General features: G+C 71.0%; 15 protein-coding genes. 8 read left to right on the top strand and 7 right to left on the bottom strand.

Features of this window, described 5'->3' with window-relative positions:
* Positions 1-57: 57 nt before the first annotated feature.
* Positions 58-1,398 carry a S41 family peptidase gene (locus tag M9914_08670; GenBank protein ID MCO5174253.1) on the bottom strand — a complete coding sequence of 447 codons (1,341 nt, stop codon included), beginning with the start codon at positions 1,396-1,398 and terminating at the stop codon, positions 58-60.
* A gap of 158 nt (positions 1,399-1,556) precedes the next feature.
* Here M9914_08670 and M9914_08665 point away from each other — a divergent pair, with 158 nt between their 5' ends.
* Positions 1,557-2,972 carry a glycogen synthase gene (locus M9914_08665; GenBank protein ID MCO5174252.1) on the top strand — a complete coding sequence of 472 codons (1,416 nt, stop codon included), beginning with the start codon at positions 1,557-1,559 and terminating at the stop codon, positions 2,970-2,972.
* Positions 2,969-3,823: a tetratricopeptide repeat protein gene (locus tag M9914_08660; protein MCO5174251.1), complete on the top strand. Its 855-nt coding sequence runs from the start codon at positions 2,969-2,971 to the stop codon at positions 3,821-3,823. Before M9914_08665 ends, M9914_08660 begins: the two co-directional genes overlap by 4 nt.
* Positions 3,824-3,898: 75 nt before the next feature.
* Here the strand turns inward: M9914_08660 and M9914_08655 are convergent, their stop codons facing one another.
* The 6 genes from M9914_08655 to M9914_08630 all read right to left on the bottom strand — a co-directional run bounded on the left by M9914_08655 (position 3,899) and on the right by M9914_08630 (position 11,078).
* The gene (locus M9914_08655; protein ID MCO5174250.1) at positions 3,899-4,075 is read right to left on the bottom strand and encodes a hypothetical protein; all 177 of its coding nucleotides are present in this window, start codon (positions 4,073-4,075) and stop codon (positions 3,899-3,901) included.
* A gap of 102 nt (positions 4,076-4,177) precedes the next feature.
* Complete coding sequence (gene glmS / locus M9914_08650) at positions 4,178-6,010, bottom strand: glutamine--fructose-6-phosphate transaminase (isomerizing) (GenBank protein ID MCO5174249.1); 1,833 nt, start codon at positions 6,008-6,010, stop codon at positions 4,178-4,180.
* Positions 6,011-6,212: 202 nt separating this feature from the next.
* Entirely contained in the window at positions 6,213-6,767 is a 555-nt protein-coding gene (locus M9914_08645) for a hypothetical protein (protein MCO5174248.1), read from the bottom strand.
* Entirely contained in the window at positions 6,764-9,145 is a 2,382-nt protein-coding gene (gene pheT / locus M9914_08640; protein ID MCO5174247.1) for a phenylalanine--tRNA ligase subunit beta, read from the bottom strand. Before pheT ends, M9914_08645 begins: the two co-directional genes overlap by 4 nt.
* Positions 9,142-10,203, bottom strand: a complete 1,062-nt coding sequence (gene pheS / locus M9914_08635) for a phenylalanine--tRNA ligase subunit alpha (GenBank protein MCO5174246.1) — start codon at positions 10,201-10,203, stop codon at positions 9,142-9,144. Before pheS ends, pheT begins: the two co-directional genes overlap by 4 nt.
* 380 nt (positions 10,204-10,583) lie before the next feature.
* Positions 10,584-11,078 (bottom strand): hypothetical protein, encoded by a 495-nt coding sequence (locus M9914_08630; protein MCO5174245.1) that lies wholly within the window; start codon positions 11,076-11,078, stop codon positions 10,584-10,586.
* A gap of 200 nt (positions 11,079-11,278) precedes the next feature.
* On the opposite strand from M9914_08630, the gene M9914_08625 reads away from it, so the two are divergent.
* The 6 genes from M9914_08625 (at position 11,279) to M9914_08600 (ending at position 17,250) form a co-directional block, all read left to right on the top strand.
* The gene (locus M9914_08625; protein ID MCO5174244.1) at positions 11,279-12,781 is read left to right on the top strand and encodes an SBBP repeat-containing protein; all 1,503 of its coding nucleotides are present in this window, start codon (positions 11,279-11,281) and stop codon (positions 12,779-12,781) included.
* A 249-nt stretch (positions 12,782-13,030) separates the two neighbouring features.
* On the top strand, positions 13,031-13,474 hold the full coding sequence (gene rimP, locus M9914_08620) for a ribosome maturation factor RimP (protein MCO5174243.1): 444 nt from the start codon (positions 13,031-13,033) through the stop codon (positions 13,472-13,474).
* A gap of 98 nt (positions 13,475-13,572) precedes the next feature.
* On the top strand, positions 13,573-14,763 hold the full coding sequence (gene nusA / locus M9914_08615) for a transcription termination factor NusA (protein ID MCO5174242.1): 1,191 nt from the start codon (positions 13,573-13,575) through the stop codon (positions 14,761-14,763).
* On the top strand, positions 14,763-15,074 hold the full coding sequence (locus M9914_08610) for a DUF448 domain-containing protein (GenBank protein ID MCO5174241.1): 312 nt from the start codon (positions 14,763-14,765) through the stop codon (positions 15,072-15,074). The genes nusA and M9914_08610 overlap by 1 nt, the downstream gene beginning before the upstream one ends.
* The gene (gene infB, locus M9914_08605; GenBank protein MCO5174240.1) at positions 15,071-16,897 is read left to right on the top strand and encodes a translation initiation factor IF-2; all 1,827 of its coding nucleotides are present in this window, start codon (positions 15,071-15,073) and stop codon (positions 16,895-16,897) included. The genes M9914_08610 and infB overlap by 4 nt, the downstream gene beginning before the upstream one ends.
* Positions 16,897-17,250: a hypothetical protein gene (locus tag M9914_08600; protein MCO5174239.1), complete on the top strand. Its 354-nt coding sequence runs from the start codon at positions 16,897-16,899 to the stop codon at positions 17,248-17,250. Before infB ends, M9914_08600 begins: the two co-directional genes overlap by 1 nt.
* Positions 17,251-17,253 lie beyond the last annotated feature (3 nt).

Here is a 17,253-nt window from a genome sequence, read left to right as displayed (position 1 = left end):
GGGGCGCCGCGGGCCGCGCCGCTCCGCACTCACCTCATCGCAAGCTAGCGCGTTGTCTCAGCGCTGGCTGAGCTGCCCCTCGAGGGCGCCCACGGCCGTCTGGAGAGCCGTGTCGGTGTCCAGGTGGACGATGGCCTCGCCCTGCACGGCGCTCACCTCGCGCACCCCACCGAGGGCGAGGATGCGGAACTTGCCGTCGTCGCCCGAGACGGCCTCACCGACGACCTCGCCGTCGACCACGAGCTGCACCGTCTGCCCGTCGCGCAGGCCTTGGCCGTCGACGGAGATGGTGCGCGGGTAACGGGTGTCGGGCGCGTACACGTCCGGCGTGATGCCCTTCTCCGCGATGCTGCGGCGCAGCGGGGTGAGCCACTCGAACGACACGTAGCGGAGCTGACCACCGTCCGAGAGCGAGAGCACGGACTGCGCGACGCCCTTGCCGAACGTCTGCTCGCCGACGACGAGCGCGCGGTCGTTCTCCTGGAGGGCGCCGGCGACTATCTCGGAGGCCGAGGCGGAGTTCTCGTTCACGAGCACGACCATCGGTAGGTCGTACGCGTGCTGATCGGCGGAAGCGATGCGCTGCGTCACGCCGCGCGAGCGCTGGAACACGATGTCGCCCTTGCTGAGGAACTCGTCCGCGATGAGGATGGCCTGGTTGAGGAGGCCGCCGGAGTTGTCGCGGAGGTCGAGGACGAGCGACTTGGCGCCCTCGAGGATCAACTTGTCGAGGTGCTCCACGAGTTGGTCGTGCAGGCGCTGGTTGTTGAAGGACGCTAGCGCGATGTAGCCGACGCCGTTGGGGAGCATGGTGCTCGAGACGTCGACGATCTGGATGGTGGAGCGCTGGATCTCGAAAGTGATGGGGTCCTGGACGCCGGGGCGCTCCATGACCAGGTGGACGGTCGTGCCCTTGGGGCCGCGAACCAGGTCGGCGACCTCGCTGGTCGTCAGCTCGCGCACATCCACCCCCTCGACCTCCAGGAACACGTCGCCGCGCATGAGCCCTGCCCCCGAGGCCGGGCCGCCGGCGTAGACCGTGAGGATCTCGACGCCCTTGCCGCTCTGCCTGTCGTGGGGGGTGAGCACCGCGCCGATGCCCTCGAAGGAGCCCGTGAGGTCCTGGCTGTCGCGAGCGGCGTCCTTGGGCAGGAGGTAGCTCGTGTACGGGTCGTCGAGCGACTCGAGCATGCCCGTGATGGCGCCTTGGATGAGGGCGTCGTCATCGACATCGTTCAGGTAGCCGCTCTTGAGCGCCCCGAACGCCTGGACGAGCGCGCGGCCCGTGGGGTTGTTGAGGAACTCGCTCGCGTAATCGCGCGACAGCTGAGCGTTCACGACCATCACCGTGGCCGCGACCAGCACTACCAGTCCCGCGACGTACCATCTCCGCTTCATGAAGCCTCCGTCTGCTCGACCTGCATGCGGCCTAGAGTATAAGGGCCTTACATGAGAGCCTAAGTCTGCGCGCCGACGTGAAGCCGTGACGTGCACACCACGGCGGCCTCGCCGGATGCCGCCACCGGGCATGGGCGGTCGGCGCTAAGCTTTGAGGCATGAGGATCCTCTTCCCGGCGGCCGAGGTGGCGCCCTTCAGCAAGACGGGCGGTCTGGCCGACGTGGCGGGCGCTTTGCCGAAGGCGCTCGCGCGCCTCGGCCACGAGGTCCTGGTCGTCACGCCCTGGTACGCCAAGCTGGGCGGCGGCGTCCCGCCCTATTGGGTCGGCGACGTGGCCAGCCCCTTCGACCGCGGCTTCGAGCCCGTCGGGGTGGGGGTGCTAGAGGACGACGTGCCGGGGACCGGCTCCGTCCGCTACGCGTTCGTCGGCCACCAGGACTTCCGGAGGGCCAAACCGTACGGTTATCCGGACGACGCCAGACGCTTCGCCCGCTTCTCGCGCGCCGTGCCGAGCGTGGCCGAGCGCCTCGCCTTCGCCCCCGACCTGGTCCACGCCCACGACTGGCACACGGGCTACCTGCCGATGATCCTCGCGCGCGGCTGGCACCTGCCACCGGGCTTCCCCGGCCTGCGCAGCGTCTTCACCGTTCACAACGTCCAGTACCAGGGGGAGTCCGGCCTCGAGGACGCGGTGCGGTGGCTGCGCCTGGGCCCGGACCTCATGGGCTCGTACCTAGACCACTTCGGGCGTGCCAACGCCATGCAGGCGGGCGTCGGCTTCGCGACGCGCGTCACGACCGTCAGCCCGACCTACGCCGAGGAGATCCAGACGCCCGAGTACGGCTACTCCCTCGACGGCACGTTCCGCTCGCTGTCCGGCAAGCTCACGGGCATCCTGAACGGTATAGACACGGACGTGTGGGACCCGGCGCGCGACCCGACCTTGCCGGAGCCGTACTCGGCGGCCGACCTCGCCGGTAAGTCCGCCGCGAAGCGGGAGCTCACGAGGCGCTTCGGCCTCGACGCGCGAAGGCCGCTCCTGGCCGTCGTGTCCAGGCTCGCCGAGCAGAAGGGCATGGACCTGCTCATCGCCGCCGCACCCCGGCTGCTGGAGCAGGGCTGGTCGCTCGTCGTCCTCGGCGCGGGCGATCCGGGTCTGGAGGAGGGCGTGTCCGACCTGGCACGCGCTCGAGGCGGCCTGGTGGGCGCGCACATCGGCTACGCCGAGGACCTCGCCCACCTCGTCTACGCCGGTGCCGACGCCCTGGCGGTGCCGAGCCGCTTCGAGCCGTGCGGGCTCTCGCAGCTCATCGCCATGCGTTACGGCACGGTGCCTATCGTCCGGGCCACGGGCGGCCTCAAGGACACCGTGAGGCACGGCGCGACCGGCTTCGTCTTCGAGCATGGGACGAGCGCCGGGCTGGAGTGGGCGGCCGGCGAGGCACTGGCGGCGTACGGCACGCCGGCATGGCGCCGCATCCAGGCGACCGGCATGGCGGCCGACCGTTCCTGGCAGGCGTCGGCCGCCGCCTATTCGGCCCTGTACGAGAGCGTGCTACGGTCTTGGGTGTGACACGAGACGAGACGGAAGACCTACGCTCCGGCGCAGCGACGGACGACCTGGAAACGGCGGCCGAACCGGCGGCCGCCGAGACGACGCAACCGACCAGCGACTGGCGCGAGCTCCTCGCGCAGCGCCGCTTCGCGGCCGCGCGCCAGGCCTACTTCGTGACGGGCGAGCCGGAGCCGCGGGTCAAGTCAGCCCTCGCGGCGTTGGCCGACGTCGAGGACCTCGTCCACGAGCGTTCGTTCGCCAAGGCCATCGAGCGCATCGAGCGGTTGGAAGTCCCGGCCGCCATCGTGCCGTGGGACGCCCTCGTCGCGGACCTGCGCGTGCTGGAGGAGGCCGCCAAGGAGCTCGACAAGCGCGACCCCGACGCGGCGGCGGCGGTGCTCGCGCGCCTCGACGGGAGCACCTGGTTCCCGGCGGAGCGTCACACGCAGTTGGGCACGGTCGGCATCTACGACTCCGAGCTCGCCAAGGCGCAAGCCGAGTTCGAGGCGGCCATCAGCATCGACCCGCGCCACTACCGGGCGCTCACGAACCTCGGCAACGTCGCCCTGGAACAGGGCCGGGTCGACGAGGCGATCGAGCATTACCAAGCCGCCCTCAAGCTCAACGAGGAGTTCGCGAACGCGCATCACAACCTGGGCGTCGCCTACCGTCGCAAGGGGCACCTCAACAAGAGCGTCAAGTCGCTGCGCCGGGCTCAGAGGAGCCAGCAACGCCACGACGCGGCCGTGGCGAGAGAGAGCCTGGGCAAGTGGACGGGCAAGTCCGGCAGCAAGTACCTGAAGTGGCTCCTGTGGGGCGCGGCGGCCATCGGCGTCTACTTCATCCTGAAGTCCGCCGGCTACATCTAGCGGCCACGCCGTGCGGCATCCGGGTCGCCCGTAGCCCTCGCCCAACCAGCGTGCGCCCCTCTAGGGGCCGTCCCCTCAGTCGTCGAGCAGGCCCCTGAGGACTTCCTCGATGGCGGCGTCGTCCAACTCGATGAGCGCCTCACCGCCTTCCGCCTCGTCGAGCATCCGCTCGATGCGGCCGAGGAGGAGCGCGTCGTCGCAACCGGCGACACGCTCGACTATCGCTTCCCTGATGGCGGCCAGTTCCCTCACGCGCTTCGCCTCGCCAGGATGGTAAACCCCCGCGGCGGGCCCTCCCCCGGCAAACGCACACCGCCGGGTTAACCGCCCCTTAACCGCGGGGGCGGCGGCCGTTCACTCGACGGTGACGCTCTTGGCGAGGTTGCGGGGCTGGTCGATGTCGCGTCCGAGCGCGCGCGCCACCTCGTAGGCGAGGAGCTGCAGCGGTACCACGTTCACGACGGGCGAGAGGAGCTCGAGCGTACGCGGCACCGGGATGACGAACTCGGCGTGTTGGCCGATCTTGGTGTCGTCTTCGTCGGCCACGACGACGAGGCGGCCCTCGCGCGCACGCACCTCCTGCAGGTTGGAGACCGTCTTGTCGTACAGGGGCGAGTTGGTGGCGACCGCCACGACCGGCAGGTCGCGGTCGACGAGCGCGATGGGGCCATGCTTCATCTCGCCCATGGGGTACGCCTCGGCGTGTACGTACGAGATCTCCTTGAGCTTGAGGGCGCCCTCCAGGGCGGTGGCGGCGTTGATGCCGCGGCCGAGGAAGAGCGAGCTGCGCGCGCCCTTGATCTGCTCCGCGATGTGCGCGACGTGCTCCCTGACCTGCAGCGCGCGCTCGACCTGACCGGGCAGCTCGCGCAACGCCCGCACGTACTCGCGCGCCGCGTCGTCGTCCATGTACCCGCGTTCCCGCGCGAACCAGAACGAGAGGAGCGCGAAGGCGGCCACCATGCCGAGGTAGGCCTTCGTGCTCGCCACCCCGATCTCCGGGCCGGCGTGGATGTAGAGGACGTCGTCGGCCTCGCGGCTGATGCTGGAGCCCTTGGCGTTCAGGATGGCGAGCGTCCGCGCGCCGCGGCGCTTGGCCTCGCGCATGGCCTCGAGGGTATCGATCGTCTCGCCGGACTGGGAGACGACGATGCAGAGCGTGCGCTCGTCGACGACGGGCTCGGAGTAGCGGAACTCGGAGGCGACCTCGACCACGGTGTCGAGGCGCGCCAGCCGCCGCAGCAGCGTGCGGCCTACCTCGCCGGCGTACGAGGCCGTGCCGGCCGCGGTGATCACGACGCGGTCGATGGCGTTCGGATCGAGGTTAAGGCCCAGCTCCACGTCCAACCCACCGTGCGTGAACCGCCCGAAGAGCGTGTTCTGCAGCACGGTGGGCTGCTCGTAGATCTCCTTGAGCATGTAGTGCTCGTAGCCGCCCTTCTCGGCGGCTTCCGCGTCCCACTCGACGCGGTTCGTCTCGCGCGTCTGGGGTACGCCTTGCAGGTTCGTGATGACGACGCCGTCGCGGCCCAGCTCGGCCACGTCGCCGTCGAGCAGGTAGATGACGTCGCGCGTGTAAGGCAGGAGCGCGGGCACGTCGGAGGCGAGGTAGTTCTCCTGGGAGCCTAGGCCGATGACGAGCGGGCTCGTGTTGCGCGCCGCTACGAGCAGGTCGTGCTCGGCGTGGGCGACGACGAGCGCGTAGGCGCCCGACACCCGCGCCAGGCAGGCGCGCACGGCGACGGCGAGGTCGTGGGAGGTCGCTTCGTACGCCTCCTCGATGAGGTGCACGAGCACCTCCGTGTCGGTCTCGGAGACGAACACGTGGCCGCGGCCGGCGAGCTCCTCGCGCAGCTCCACGTAGTTCTCGATGATGCCGTTATGGATGACGGCGAGGCGGCCGTCCTCCGAGAGGTGCGGATGGGCGTTGACGTCGTTGGGGCGGCCGTGCGTGGCCCAGCGCGTGTGCCCGAGCCCGACGCAGCCGGCAGGCAGGCCGGCCGCCACGGCGTCGCGCAGGACGCTGAGCTTGCCGGCGCGCTTGACGGCGCGCAACCGGCCGTCGGAGCCGAGGCCTTTGACGGCCAGCCCGGCGGAATCGTAACCACGGTACTCGAGGCGACCAAGGCCGTCGAGGATGACCCCTGCAGCCTCACGGCCGCCTACGTAACCGACTATTCCGCACATGGTCCCATTCTCTCCTCACGACCTTACGCCGTTCTTACGCGGCTCCAGCCTACGACCTCGCGAGGCGGACGCGTGGCGTCGGCGGCGACGTGCCGCTTGCAGGCGTCTATGGGCTGGCCCGGGGCTCCGCCGCGCGGCCTCACGCTTGGACCTGTCGTGCTATCGCTAACCCTGAGTACCCGATCGCCCCGCCGGCACGTGCTCAGGGCGCCGTCCACGGCTCGCCGACGACGAGCCAGCGGTGCAACAGCCCCTCGGCGCGCCAAGTGAGGTTGGCCAGACCCTCGGCCGGGGTGGGGGCCGAGAGGAGGGGGTGCAGGAGGATGGCGCGCCCCTCCAGGACGAGGGGCGACTGCGCGAACGTGACGGCCAGGCCGGCCGGAGCCGTGCGCGGGGGGTAGAAGATCTCGCGCTCGTTGGTCGTGCTGCGCTCGATGGGCAGTGACGTGACGAGCGCGAACATGAGGCTGAGGCCGAGGACGGCACCGCCGACACCGCCGAGGACGGTGGTGCCCCAACGCTGGCGACGCCCGGCCGGCACGAGGCGCTGGCCGATGAGGGCGAGGATGAGGGTGCCGCAGACGCCGGCGGCGAGCGCTATCCAGAGGTCACGCGAGCCGATGATGATGAGCGGCCGGAGGAGCAGCGCGCCGCCGACCCCCACGACGAACCCGACCAGGCGCCGTTTCGCCCCGAGCGCGGTCGTGACCACGACCATGAGGACGAGGGCAACGTCGAGCCAAGTCACGGGCGTCATGCCCGGATATCGTAGCCCGCGCTCCTCACGGCCTGGATGACATTCTCCATAAGCGCATCGACCTCGGCGTCCGTCAGCGCGCGCGTGGCGTCGCGGAAGCGGAAGCGCAGCGCGAGCGACCGGCTGCCGCTCGGCAGCGGGGCGCCGCGGTACTCGTCGAACGGCTCGAGCGAGACGAGCTTCTCCCCCGCCGCCTCCCGGAGCCGGGCCGCGAGGGCGGCGTACGTGACCTCCACGGGTAGGACGACGGCGAGGTCGCGCTCGGCGTACGGCTGGCGCACGATCTCCTTGAAGGCGATGCGCTTGCCGCCGAGCGGCAGGCGCAGCTCGGCCACGTAGACCTCGGGCAGCTCGAAGGCCGCCGCGACGGCCGGGTGCAGCCGCCCGGCGCTGCCGATGACGGCGCCGTTCCACGAGACCTCGGCCGAGACGCCGGGATGGAGGTGCGCGAAGGCGGCCGGGGTCGTCTCGACCACCGCGCCTTCCAGGCCGGCCAGGCCCTCGATGACGCCCTTGAGGGTGAAGAAGTCGCCCGTCAAGCCGCTTCGCCACCGTCCCTCCACCCTGTCGCCCCGCATGAGCAGCGCCACGCGCTCCTCCTCGACGTCGCCGAAGACGTGTCCGACCTCGAAGAGCGCCAGAGCGCCGGCGGCGCGGTTGGCGGCCGCGGCGGCGAGGAGCCCCGGGTACAGGGCCGTGCGCAGGACGGACTTCTCAGTGCCCTGCGGCGAAGCCAGCTCCACGACCGGTGCGGGGGCCGCGGCCTTGGCCAACTCGGCGGCGCCCGTGAACACGTAGGTCATGGTCTCTTGCAGCCCGGCGGCGGCCAACCGGTCGCGGAGCCTGCGGTGCGTCGGGTCGCCCGCCGGCGGCACGAAGCGCATGTCCGGCTCGGTCATGCCGATGTGCTCGTAGCCGTGGACGCGCGCCACCTCCTCGACTACGTCCTCCTCGAGGGCGATGTCGTAGCGCCAGCTCGGCGGCGTCACGAGCCAGTCGTCGGACGCGCGCTGCTCCACCTCGCAGCCGAGGGCGGCGAGGTAGGCGCGCTGGGAGTCGCTCTGCACGTTGAAGTCCATGAGGAAGCGCACGCGGCTCGGCCGGTACGGCACGGCGGCGCGACGGACGTCACCGCCGAACGCCGTGATGCCGGGGTGCGGCCGACCGCCGGCCACCTCGCCGATGACCTGGGCGAGGCGCGCCGAGGCGAGCTCCTGCAGGTTCGGATCGACGCCGCGTTCGAAGCGCGTGCGCGCGTCCGTGATCACCTTGTGGCGCTGGCCGGCGCGGCGGACGGTGACGGGGTCGAAGAGCGCCGCCTCGAGCACGAGGTCGGTGGTGGACGGCTCGACGCCGCCGTACGCGCCGCCCATGACCCCGGCGAGGCCGAGGGGCACGTCACCCGACGGCCCGGTCGTCGTGATGAGGAGGTCGGCCGGGTCGAGCGCCAGCTCCTCGTCGTTGAGGAGCGTCAGCCGCTCGCCCGCGCGCGCGCGCCGCACGACCATGTGGCCGCGCTCGAAGACGGACGCGTCGTAAGCGTGGTTCGGCTGGCCGAGCTCGAAGGTGATGAGGTTCGTGGCGTCGACCACGTTGTTGCGCGGCCGCAGCCCGACGGCCGCGATGCGGCGCTGCAGCCAGACGGGGCTCGGGCGGACGGTGACGCCGCTGAGCCTGCGCAGGGTGAAGCGCGGCGCGGCGGCGGGGTCCTGGACGTCGAGCGTGAGGCCGTCGTCTTGGGCGGGGTCGGCGAGGGCCAGGCCGGCGGCCGGGTGGCGCAAGCTCAAGCCGAGCTTGGCACCGACGTCGCGCGCCACCCCCAGGAGGTTGAAGGCGTCCGCCCGGTTTGGGGTGAGCTCGAGCTCGAGCACGGTCTCGGGGGGCCACAGGTCCGCGAGCTTCGCGCCCAAGGGCGCGTCGGGGCCGAGCGCCAGAACGCCGGCGCCGTGCTCGAAGAGCCCGAGCTCCCTGGCGCTTGCAAGCATGCCGCCGCTCGGCACGCCCCTGATCTCCCGCGCCAGCACCGTCAGGTCGACGGCCGGCAGGTACGTGCCGGGCAGCACGAGCGCCGTACGCATGCCGACCGCGATGTTCGGGTCGCCGCAGACCACGACGTGCTCCGCGCTCCCGTCGAACACGACCGTGCGCGCCAGGTGGTCGGAGCCCTCGATCGGCGTCACCGACCGGACGTCCACCACGATCGCGCCCCCCGGCGCGCCCGGCACCTCGGTCACGGACTCGACGGCCAGGCCCAGGCCGTCGAGCAGCTCCGCCAGGCGCCGAGGCTCCGGGAACGGGGCCGCGTTCCCGACCGCCGCGCCGCCGGGCACGCCGGCAGGCTCGAAGAACGTGCGCAACCAGGAGTACGGGACCTTCACAGCGTGCCCCTGAACTGCTCGAGGACGCGCAGGTCGCCCTGGTAGAAGTAGCGGATGTCGGGGATGGCGTACGGCACGAGCGCCAGGCGCTCGATGCCGAAGCCGAAGGCGAAGCCCGTCACGCCCTCGTAGCCGACGGCCTCGAAGACCTTCGGATGCACCATGCCGCACCCGCCGAGCTCGAGCCACTCCTCGCGGCCGGAGCGGGGGTTCGTCCACCAGATGGCGAACTCGGCGCCCGGCTCCACGAAGGGGAAGTACGTCGGCTGCAGCCGCGTGCGCGTGCCGGGGCCGATGAGCGCCTGGGCCATCTCGTTGATGGCGCCCTTGAGGTCGGCCATGGTCACGCGCTCACCTACCACGAGGGCCTCGAGCTGGTGGAACTGTGCCTCGTGCGTCACGTCGACGGCCTCGTTGCGGAACACCTTGCCGGGCACGACGACCTTGAAGGGCGGCTCGTGCGTCTCCATGTAGCGGACCTGCATGGGGCTCGTGTGTGTGCGCAGGAGGCGGCCGTCCGTCGTCCAGAACGTGTCCTGGGTATCGCGCGCCGGGTGGTCGGGCGGGAAGTTCAGCGAGGCGAAGTTGTAGTGGTCCGTCTCGAGCTCCGGGCCAGTCACGACCTCGTAGCCCAGGCTCGTGAAGACGTCCAGGAGGCGGTTCGTCACGAGCGTGAGGAGGTGCAGCCCGCCCTGGGGCGGCCGCGTGCCGGGTAGCGTCACGTCGACGCGCTCGCCCGCCAGCTGGGCGGCGAGGAGCGCCTGCTCGAGGGCGGCCTTGCGCTCCTCGATGGCGGCCTCGACGGCCTGCTTCAGCGCGTTGACGCGGCCGCCGACCTCGCGCCGCTCCTCGACGCTCAGTGACCCGAGGGCCTTGAGGCGCTGCGTGAGCTCGCCCTTCTTGCCGAGGTAGGTGACCCGCAACTGCTGCAGGGCGGCCAGGTCCGGCGCCTCGCCGATGCGCCCGAGCCAGTCGACGGCCTCCCCGGGCAGGTCCGCGCGCGCGCCCTGGTTGCGCTGGGCTCCATGCAGCCCTGTCGTCTCGTGCTCTGCCGCCATGTACCTTCACCTCTCGTTGCCCTGGCGCCGTCACCTGCTCGGCCACCGGCCTCGCCGTCCGCGCCGAGGCTCGTCGGCGCTCGCTGGCACCCGACGTTCCGTTCCACCCGCCGGGCCTTAGCCCAACGAAAACACCACCGCCTCTCTGGGCAGTGGCGTCAACCGCGCAAGACCAGCCGAGGTCCTGCGCTCAGCGAGTAAACGACTCCGAAGCCAGCGGGCTTCTCATGGCCGTGAGTGTAAGTTGCGCGCGCGGGACGTGTCAACGAAGGCCGGCGCAGCCCGGGGCACGGCGCGAACGGGAGCGCGACGGCCCATCTCGGCACGTCCTGCGCGCGAGACCCGCAGCCGCCCCGACCCGCGCGCTCGCCCGCGAACCTTCAGTCCTCGAGCAACTCGCCGAGGCGGAACAGCTCGCAGAGCCAGGCGTCGCCCGCCTGCAAGGCGTCGGCCGCCAGCTCGCGCGCCTGGACGCCCATGCCCCAAGCGTTCGCGTCCTCGAAGGTCGCGAACGGGCCGACCAGGCCCTCGCCGCCCTCGTACTCCTCGGGGGGAACGGGCACGAGCAACTCCAACCGCCGGCCGGCCACGTCCGTGACCTCGCGGGCCACCGCATGCCGAGCACGCCACTCCTGGCGTTCGCTGAGCTCGAAGAGCTTGTCGAAGAGCCGCCGCGCCCCGGTCTGGTCGAGCGGCGGTCGCGCGGAGTAGGCCGTGAGGCGACCGACGTGCGCGCGCGCCCACGACCGGTTCGGGAACAGCGCCAGCAGCAACGAGGCGGCGAGCTCGGCCGCCTCCGGGCTCACCCGCAGCGCCTCGGCGAACCTGACCTCGTCTTCCGGCGGCAGCTCCGCCCGGGCCTCTCCGTCGTTCACTTGGAGCAGTGTATGCGTTTGGGGCCGTGTATGCGCCGCGGGACGCGTGCGCGCCGTACGGCCCCCCGGCTCGGCCGGCGATAGAATCCGTCCAGCCCGTTCCACGGTCTTCATGGAGCCGGGGACGCCGGCAGGCCGCCACCCCGTCACCTTCCCCGCCGCACGCCCGCTGCCGGTCCTCCGATGTAGAGAGGTAACCGATGCGCGACCCCAGGCCCGTCAAGCTTCCGCTGGCCTTACTCCTCGTAGGCGGCCTTCTGGGCGCGTGCCAGGGCTCCGGTCCCGGCGTCGTCGTCACCGTCGCGCCTGCGGAGGTCGCGCTGCCGCCGGGCGCGGACCAGACGTTCACAGCGCAGGTGACCGGAGCCGCGGACACGGCGGTCTCCTGGAGCGTGACGGGCGGCACCGTCGAGGGGGTGGGCGGCACGGTCACCTACCACGCCCCCGTCGCGCCGGGCAGCTACGAGGTCAAGGCCACGAGCGTCGCGGACCCGACGAGGCAGGCAGCCGCCGCGGTCACGGTGGTGACGCCTGGCGGCACCCTGTGGCTCCGGCCGTTCGGCACGGACTCCACAGAAGCCGCGCTGGCGGTGGCGGTGGACCTCGACGGGAACGTCATCGCCGTCGGCTACACGGAAGGCGCGTTGGAGGGCGAGAACGCGGGCGAGTCGGACGCGTACGTCCAGAAGCGCGCCGCGGACGGCGACGTACTCTGGACCAGGCAGTTCGGCACCAGCGCCAACGAAGGCGCGTACGGCGTCGCGGCGGACGCGGGCGGGAACGTGCTGGTCGCGGGTACCACGGACGGCGCGCTCGCGGGTGCCAACGCCGGCGGTGAAGACGCGTTCGTGAGGAAGTACGGCCCCGACGGCGGCGTGCTCTGGACGCGCCAGTTCGGCACCGCGGACGCCGATGCGGCGCGAGCCGTGACGCTGGACGCCGCCGGTAACGTGCTCGTCGCCGGTTACACGTTCGGCAGCCTGACCGACGATGCCGGCGGCCTGGTCGACGCCTTCGTGAGGAAGTACGACCCCAACGGCGACATCGTCTGGACGCGCCAGTTCGGCGGCGTGGACCGTTACTACGCCAACGGGGTCGCCGCCGACGCCGCCGGGAACGTCATCGTGGTGGGCTACACGGAGCCCAGTAACACGGACGTGAGCACGGCGAACGCGTTCATACGGAAGTACGACCAGAACGGCGACTTCGTGTCGTTCATCGAGCTCGACACGGGAGCCGACGAGAAGGGGCTGGGCGTCGCCGTGGAAGCGGCAGGGAGCGTGCTGGTCGTCGGGATCACGGAGGGCGCCCTCGCGAGCGACAACGCGGGCGGCCTCGACGCGTTCGTGAGCAAGTACACCGCCGGCGGCGATGAGGTCTGGACGCGCCAGTTCGGCACCAACAGCGACGACTACGCGCTCGCGGCCGCGGTGGACGCCGCCGGCAACGTGCTCGTCGCCGGTTACACGTTCGGCAACCTGGCCGGCGACGCCGACGGCGCCGTCCATGCCTTCGTGAGGAAGTACGGTCCGGACGGCATGGTGGCATGGACGCGCCAGCCCGCCGCTGGCACCTTCAGCGCGGCGGCGGGGGTCGCGGTCGATAGCGCAAGGAACGTGCTGTTCTCGGGTTTCTCCGACGCCACCCTCGAGGACGGTGGCAGCGCGTCCGGCAGCGCCCTGGTCGGGAAGCTGGCCCCGTGAACCCGGGCGACCTCCCGGTCCACGGGGGGTCTCAAGGCCTGAACGCATGCTGGCGGTTGCAGCGCCCATACCCGCGGAAGTAGACTAGCGAGCGGACAACGTCCCGGCGGGAACGGCGGATGGGTTCGCGCCCACCGCCTTTTCCATGCAGGACGTCCGAGCCTCAGGTCCGGCTCCCAGCGCACCCCTAGACTCGAGAGCTACGGGTGTAGGGGGAGCGAGTGGGCCGTGCCGACCATGGGAGGTGGCGTGGAACTCGAGCGTGCAGCCACCGAGGTGCTTGAACCCCTCGGGTACGAGGTGCTGGAGGTAACCGTCAGCACTTCCGGGCGGTCGCGTCGTGTTCTGCTTCGCATCGATCGGCTCGACGAGGCCATCGTCGGCATCGAGGACGTCGCCAGGGCGTCCGAGGTGTTCGGTCTGGAGCTGGACCGGCTGGACCCGTTCCCGACGGGTTACCGGCTCGACGTCGAGTCTCCGGGCGCCGAGCGCCCGTTGCGGCGCGCCCGGCATTTCGAACGCTTCCACGACCTGCTCGTCAAGTTCAGGGTGGGCGGGGAGACGTTCAAGGGGCGGATCAAGGGTGTCGCGGAGGGCACCGTAACCGTCGAGGTCGACGGCACCGAGCGCGTGGTGAGGATCGCCGACGTAGTGTCGGCGCGTCTGGCCGAATGGCCGGACTCTCCACGCTGACGTATCGCGCCGCTCACGCACGGTGCGAGAACACCGCCACGCCGCCCCTGCAAGGTCGCGGTAGTGGCCACAACCGAATAGGTAGGGAGTTGGACTAGATGAACAAGGAGTTCGTTGACGCGCTCAACCTGCTGGCCGCCGAGCGCAACCTCGACAAGGAGCAGCTGCTAGCGGACCTCGAGGACGCCCTGGGCCAGGCGTTCGAGCGCAACGTCATGCCGGGCCACCAGATCGACGTCGAGCTCGACCCCGAGTCGGGCGAGATGGACATCATGGTGATCCGGCGGGTCGTCGAGGCGGTCGAGGACCCCACCACGGAGATCTCCCTCGCCGACGCGCTGGACCTCGACGAGGAGGTCGAGGTCGGCATGGAGATGGAGTTCCCGGTAGACCCGGAGAAGTTCACGCGCATCGCCGTGCAGACGACCAAGCAGGTCATCACCCAGAAGATCCGCGAGGCGGAGCGGGCCTACGTCTTCGAGGAGTACAAGGACCGTGCCGGCGACATCATGACCGGCGTCGTCGCGCGTACGGACAACAAGCGCAACGTGTTCGTGGACCTAGGCCGCGGCGAGGCGATCATGCCCGCCAAGGAGCAGATCACCGGCGAGCGCTACATGGTCGGCATGCGCATCAAGGTCTACGTGCAGAACGTGGAGCTGAGCCCGCGCGGGCCGTCGATCCACGTCTCTCGCGCCGCGCCTGAGCTCCTCGAGTACCTCATGCGCCAGGAGATCCCCGAGGTCGCCGACGGCACGGTGGAGCTCAAGGCCATCGCCAGGGAGGCAGGGCAGCGCTCCAAGGTCGCGGTCAGCTCCAACAACCCGAACGTCGACCCCATCGGCGCGTGCATCGGTCACCGCGGCAGCCGCATCCAGGCCGTGACGGGCGAGCTGCAGCGCGAGCGCGTCGACATCATCCAGTGGGACGCCAACCCGCGCGAGTTCATCCGCAACGCCCTCTCCCCCGCGAAGGTCGGCAACATCGAGCTCGACACGGAGAACAAGTCGGCGCGCATCACTGTCGGCTCCGATCAGCTCTCGCTCGCCATCGGCAAGTCGGGCCAGAACGTCCGCCTCGCCGCCAAGCTGACCGGCTACAAGCTCGACCTCCAGCCCTCCGAGACCGTCTCCGACTTCGACGCCGCCTTCCAGGCCGCGGCCTCGCGCCTCGGCGACGCCGCCGCCCAGCCCGAGCGCACGCACTCCGCGTTCGACGCGCTCTTCAAAGACTCCGCCCAGCAACCGAGCAAGAGCGAAGGGTCCGAAGGCGAGGACAAGGCCTCCTGATGACGTCCACGGTGAGAGTCAGGCACGTCCCGCTACGCCGCTGCGCGGTCTGCCGCGCGCAGGCGCCCCAGGCGGAGTTGCTGCGCCTGGTCAAGGGCGACGCCGGCTACCGCCTGGACCTCACACGCAGGCTCGGCGGCCGCGGCACATGGATCTGTGCCGCTTGCGCCGCCTCTTCCAACGAGAAACGCTTGCGCCACGCCTTCAAGGGCAGCGCGCAGCAGGTGCGCGAGCTGCTCGACGCGGCCCTCGCTCATGTTCCCCCCACCGCCGCCGGCGCCGCGGGGACCCCGCCTCGGAGGCTTGAATGACGGAGAAGGTCAGGATCTATCAACTAGCTAGAGACTTGGGCGTAGAGAACAAGGAGCTCCTCGCCGTGCTCGACGACATCGGCGTGGAGTACAAGTCGCACTCGAGCACCCTGGACGCCGAGACGGCCGACACGGTGCGCCAGCTCCTCCAGGGCGCCTCCGCGGCCGGTTCGGCCGTGGAGGGTGAGGGCGCCGACAAGACCACGCTCACGGCCGCCGAGAAGTCCGTGCTGGCCGAGAAGCCGGGCAAGGTCGCGCCCAAGGGCAAGCCGGGCAAGGGCGACGATGCGGCCCCCGCCGACAAGGCTTCCCTGCCACGCCGCGCGCCGGTCGTCACGGTCATGGGTCACGTCGACCACGGCAAGACGTCGCTCCTCGACGCCATCCGCAAGTCGAGCGTCGCCGAGCGCGAGGCCGGCGGCATCACGCAGCACATCGGCGCCTACCAGGCCCAGACGCCGTCGGGGACGGTCACGTTCATCGACACGCCCGGCCACGAGGCGTTCACGAGCATCCGCCAGCGCGGCGCCAACGCCACCGACATCGCCGTGATCGTGGTGGCGGCCGACGACTCCGTCATGCCGCAGACGCGCGAGGCCATCGCGCACGCCAAGGCCGCCGGCGTCCCCATCGTGGTCGCCATCAACAAGGTCGACCTGGCGCAGGCGAACCCCGAGAAGGTGAAGCAGGACCTCATGCAGGTCGGCCTCATCCCCGAGGAGTACGGCGGCGACGTCATCACCGTCGAGCTGTCCGCGCGCTCCGGCAAGGGCATAGACGACCTCCTCGAGATGCTCTCGCTCGTCGCCGAGGTCGAGGACCTCCGTGCCCGCGACGAGGGACCTGCCAAGGCCGTCATCATCGAGTCGGTCCTGGACAAGCGGGCGGGCGTGCTCGTCACCGTGATCGTCCAGGAAGGCGAGCTCAAGGTCGCCGACTACATCGTTTCGGGTGAGGCGTGGGCGAAGGTCCGTCGCCTGACCGACTACACGGGCGCCACCATCGACAAGGCCGGGCCGGCGATGCCCGTCCAGATCCTCGGCTTCTCCGAGCAGCCCGTGGCGGGCAGCACGGTCGAGGTCGTGTCGGGCGAGGCCGAGGCCAAGGCCATCGCGTCCGAGCGCCGCGAGGCGCGCAAGGACCTCGAGCGCGAGGCCATCGGCAAGAAGGGCATAACGCTCGCCGACCTGTTCGGCAAGCCCACCAAGAAGACGATCAGCATCCTCCTGCGCGCGGACACCCAGGGCACCCTCGAGGCCCTCAAGGGCGTGATCCAGAAGGAGTCCGAGGCTACGGAGGACGTGGACATCAACGTGATGCTCGCCGAGGTCGGCGCGCCCACCGAGTCCGACCTGCTCCTCGCGAGCACCGCGGGCGCCTCGGTGCTCGCCTTCGGTGTCAACGCCCCCGGCAGCGTGCTGAAGTCCGCCGAGCGCCTCGGCATCCCCGTCAAGACGTACCGGATCATCTACGAGCTCGTCGAGGACGTCGAGCGCATGGTGCGCGGCCAGCTCGAGCCGGAGTTCGAGGAGAAGATCCTCGGCCACGCCGAGGTGCGGCAGGTCATCCACGTCCCGCGCAGCGGCAACATCGCCGGCTCCTACGTCACGGACGGCATCATCAAGCGCGGCGCCAAGGCCCGCATCACGCGCGCGGGCAAAGAGGTCTACAAGGGCAGCATCTCGGGCCTGCGCCGCTTCAAGGACGACGTGCGCGAGGTCGGCACCGGCTACGAGTGCGGAATCAGCCTCCAGAACTACGACAACGTCCAGGAAGGCGACCTCATCGAGGTCTACGAGATGGTCGAGGTGCCGGCGGTCTGATGCGGCTCTTCGGGGCGGCGCGCCACGCTGGTGACCGGCGGCTCGCTTGCGGGCGCCTGGTACTCGCGTGCGCGCTCGCCCTCCTGCCGCTGCCGGTTCACGCGCTCGCCGGGCGGACCACCGCGGACGCCGCCACGCCGAGCATGGGCTCGCCCGTTCCCCTCATCATCGTCGAAGGGAACGCGCGGGTGCCGGCGCCGAACCTCGGGCTGCAGCTCGTGCTGCCGCCCGCCCCGTCCCGCCTCGCCGGGCCGCGCCCCGTAGCGCCGCTCGCCACGCTCCGCCCGACCACCGAGGTGCGGACCGGTGAGAGGCTGGTCGGCCTCGGCCGGCTCCTGCTCGACGGCGGTTGAGCC

This window comes from Trueperaceae bacterium, assembly GCA_023954415.1.
GTDB lineage: Bacteria > Deinococcota > Deinococci > Deinococcales > Trueperaceae > JAAYYF01.
This window is presented reverse-complemented; position numbering and strand designations above follow the sequence as displayed.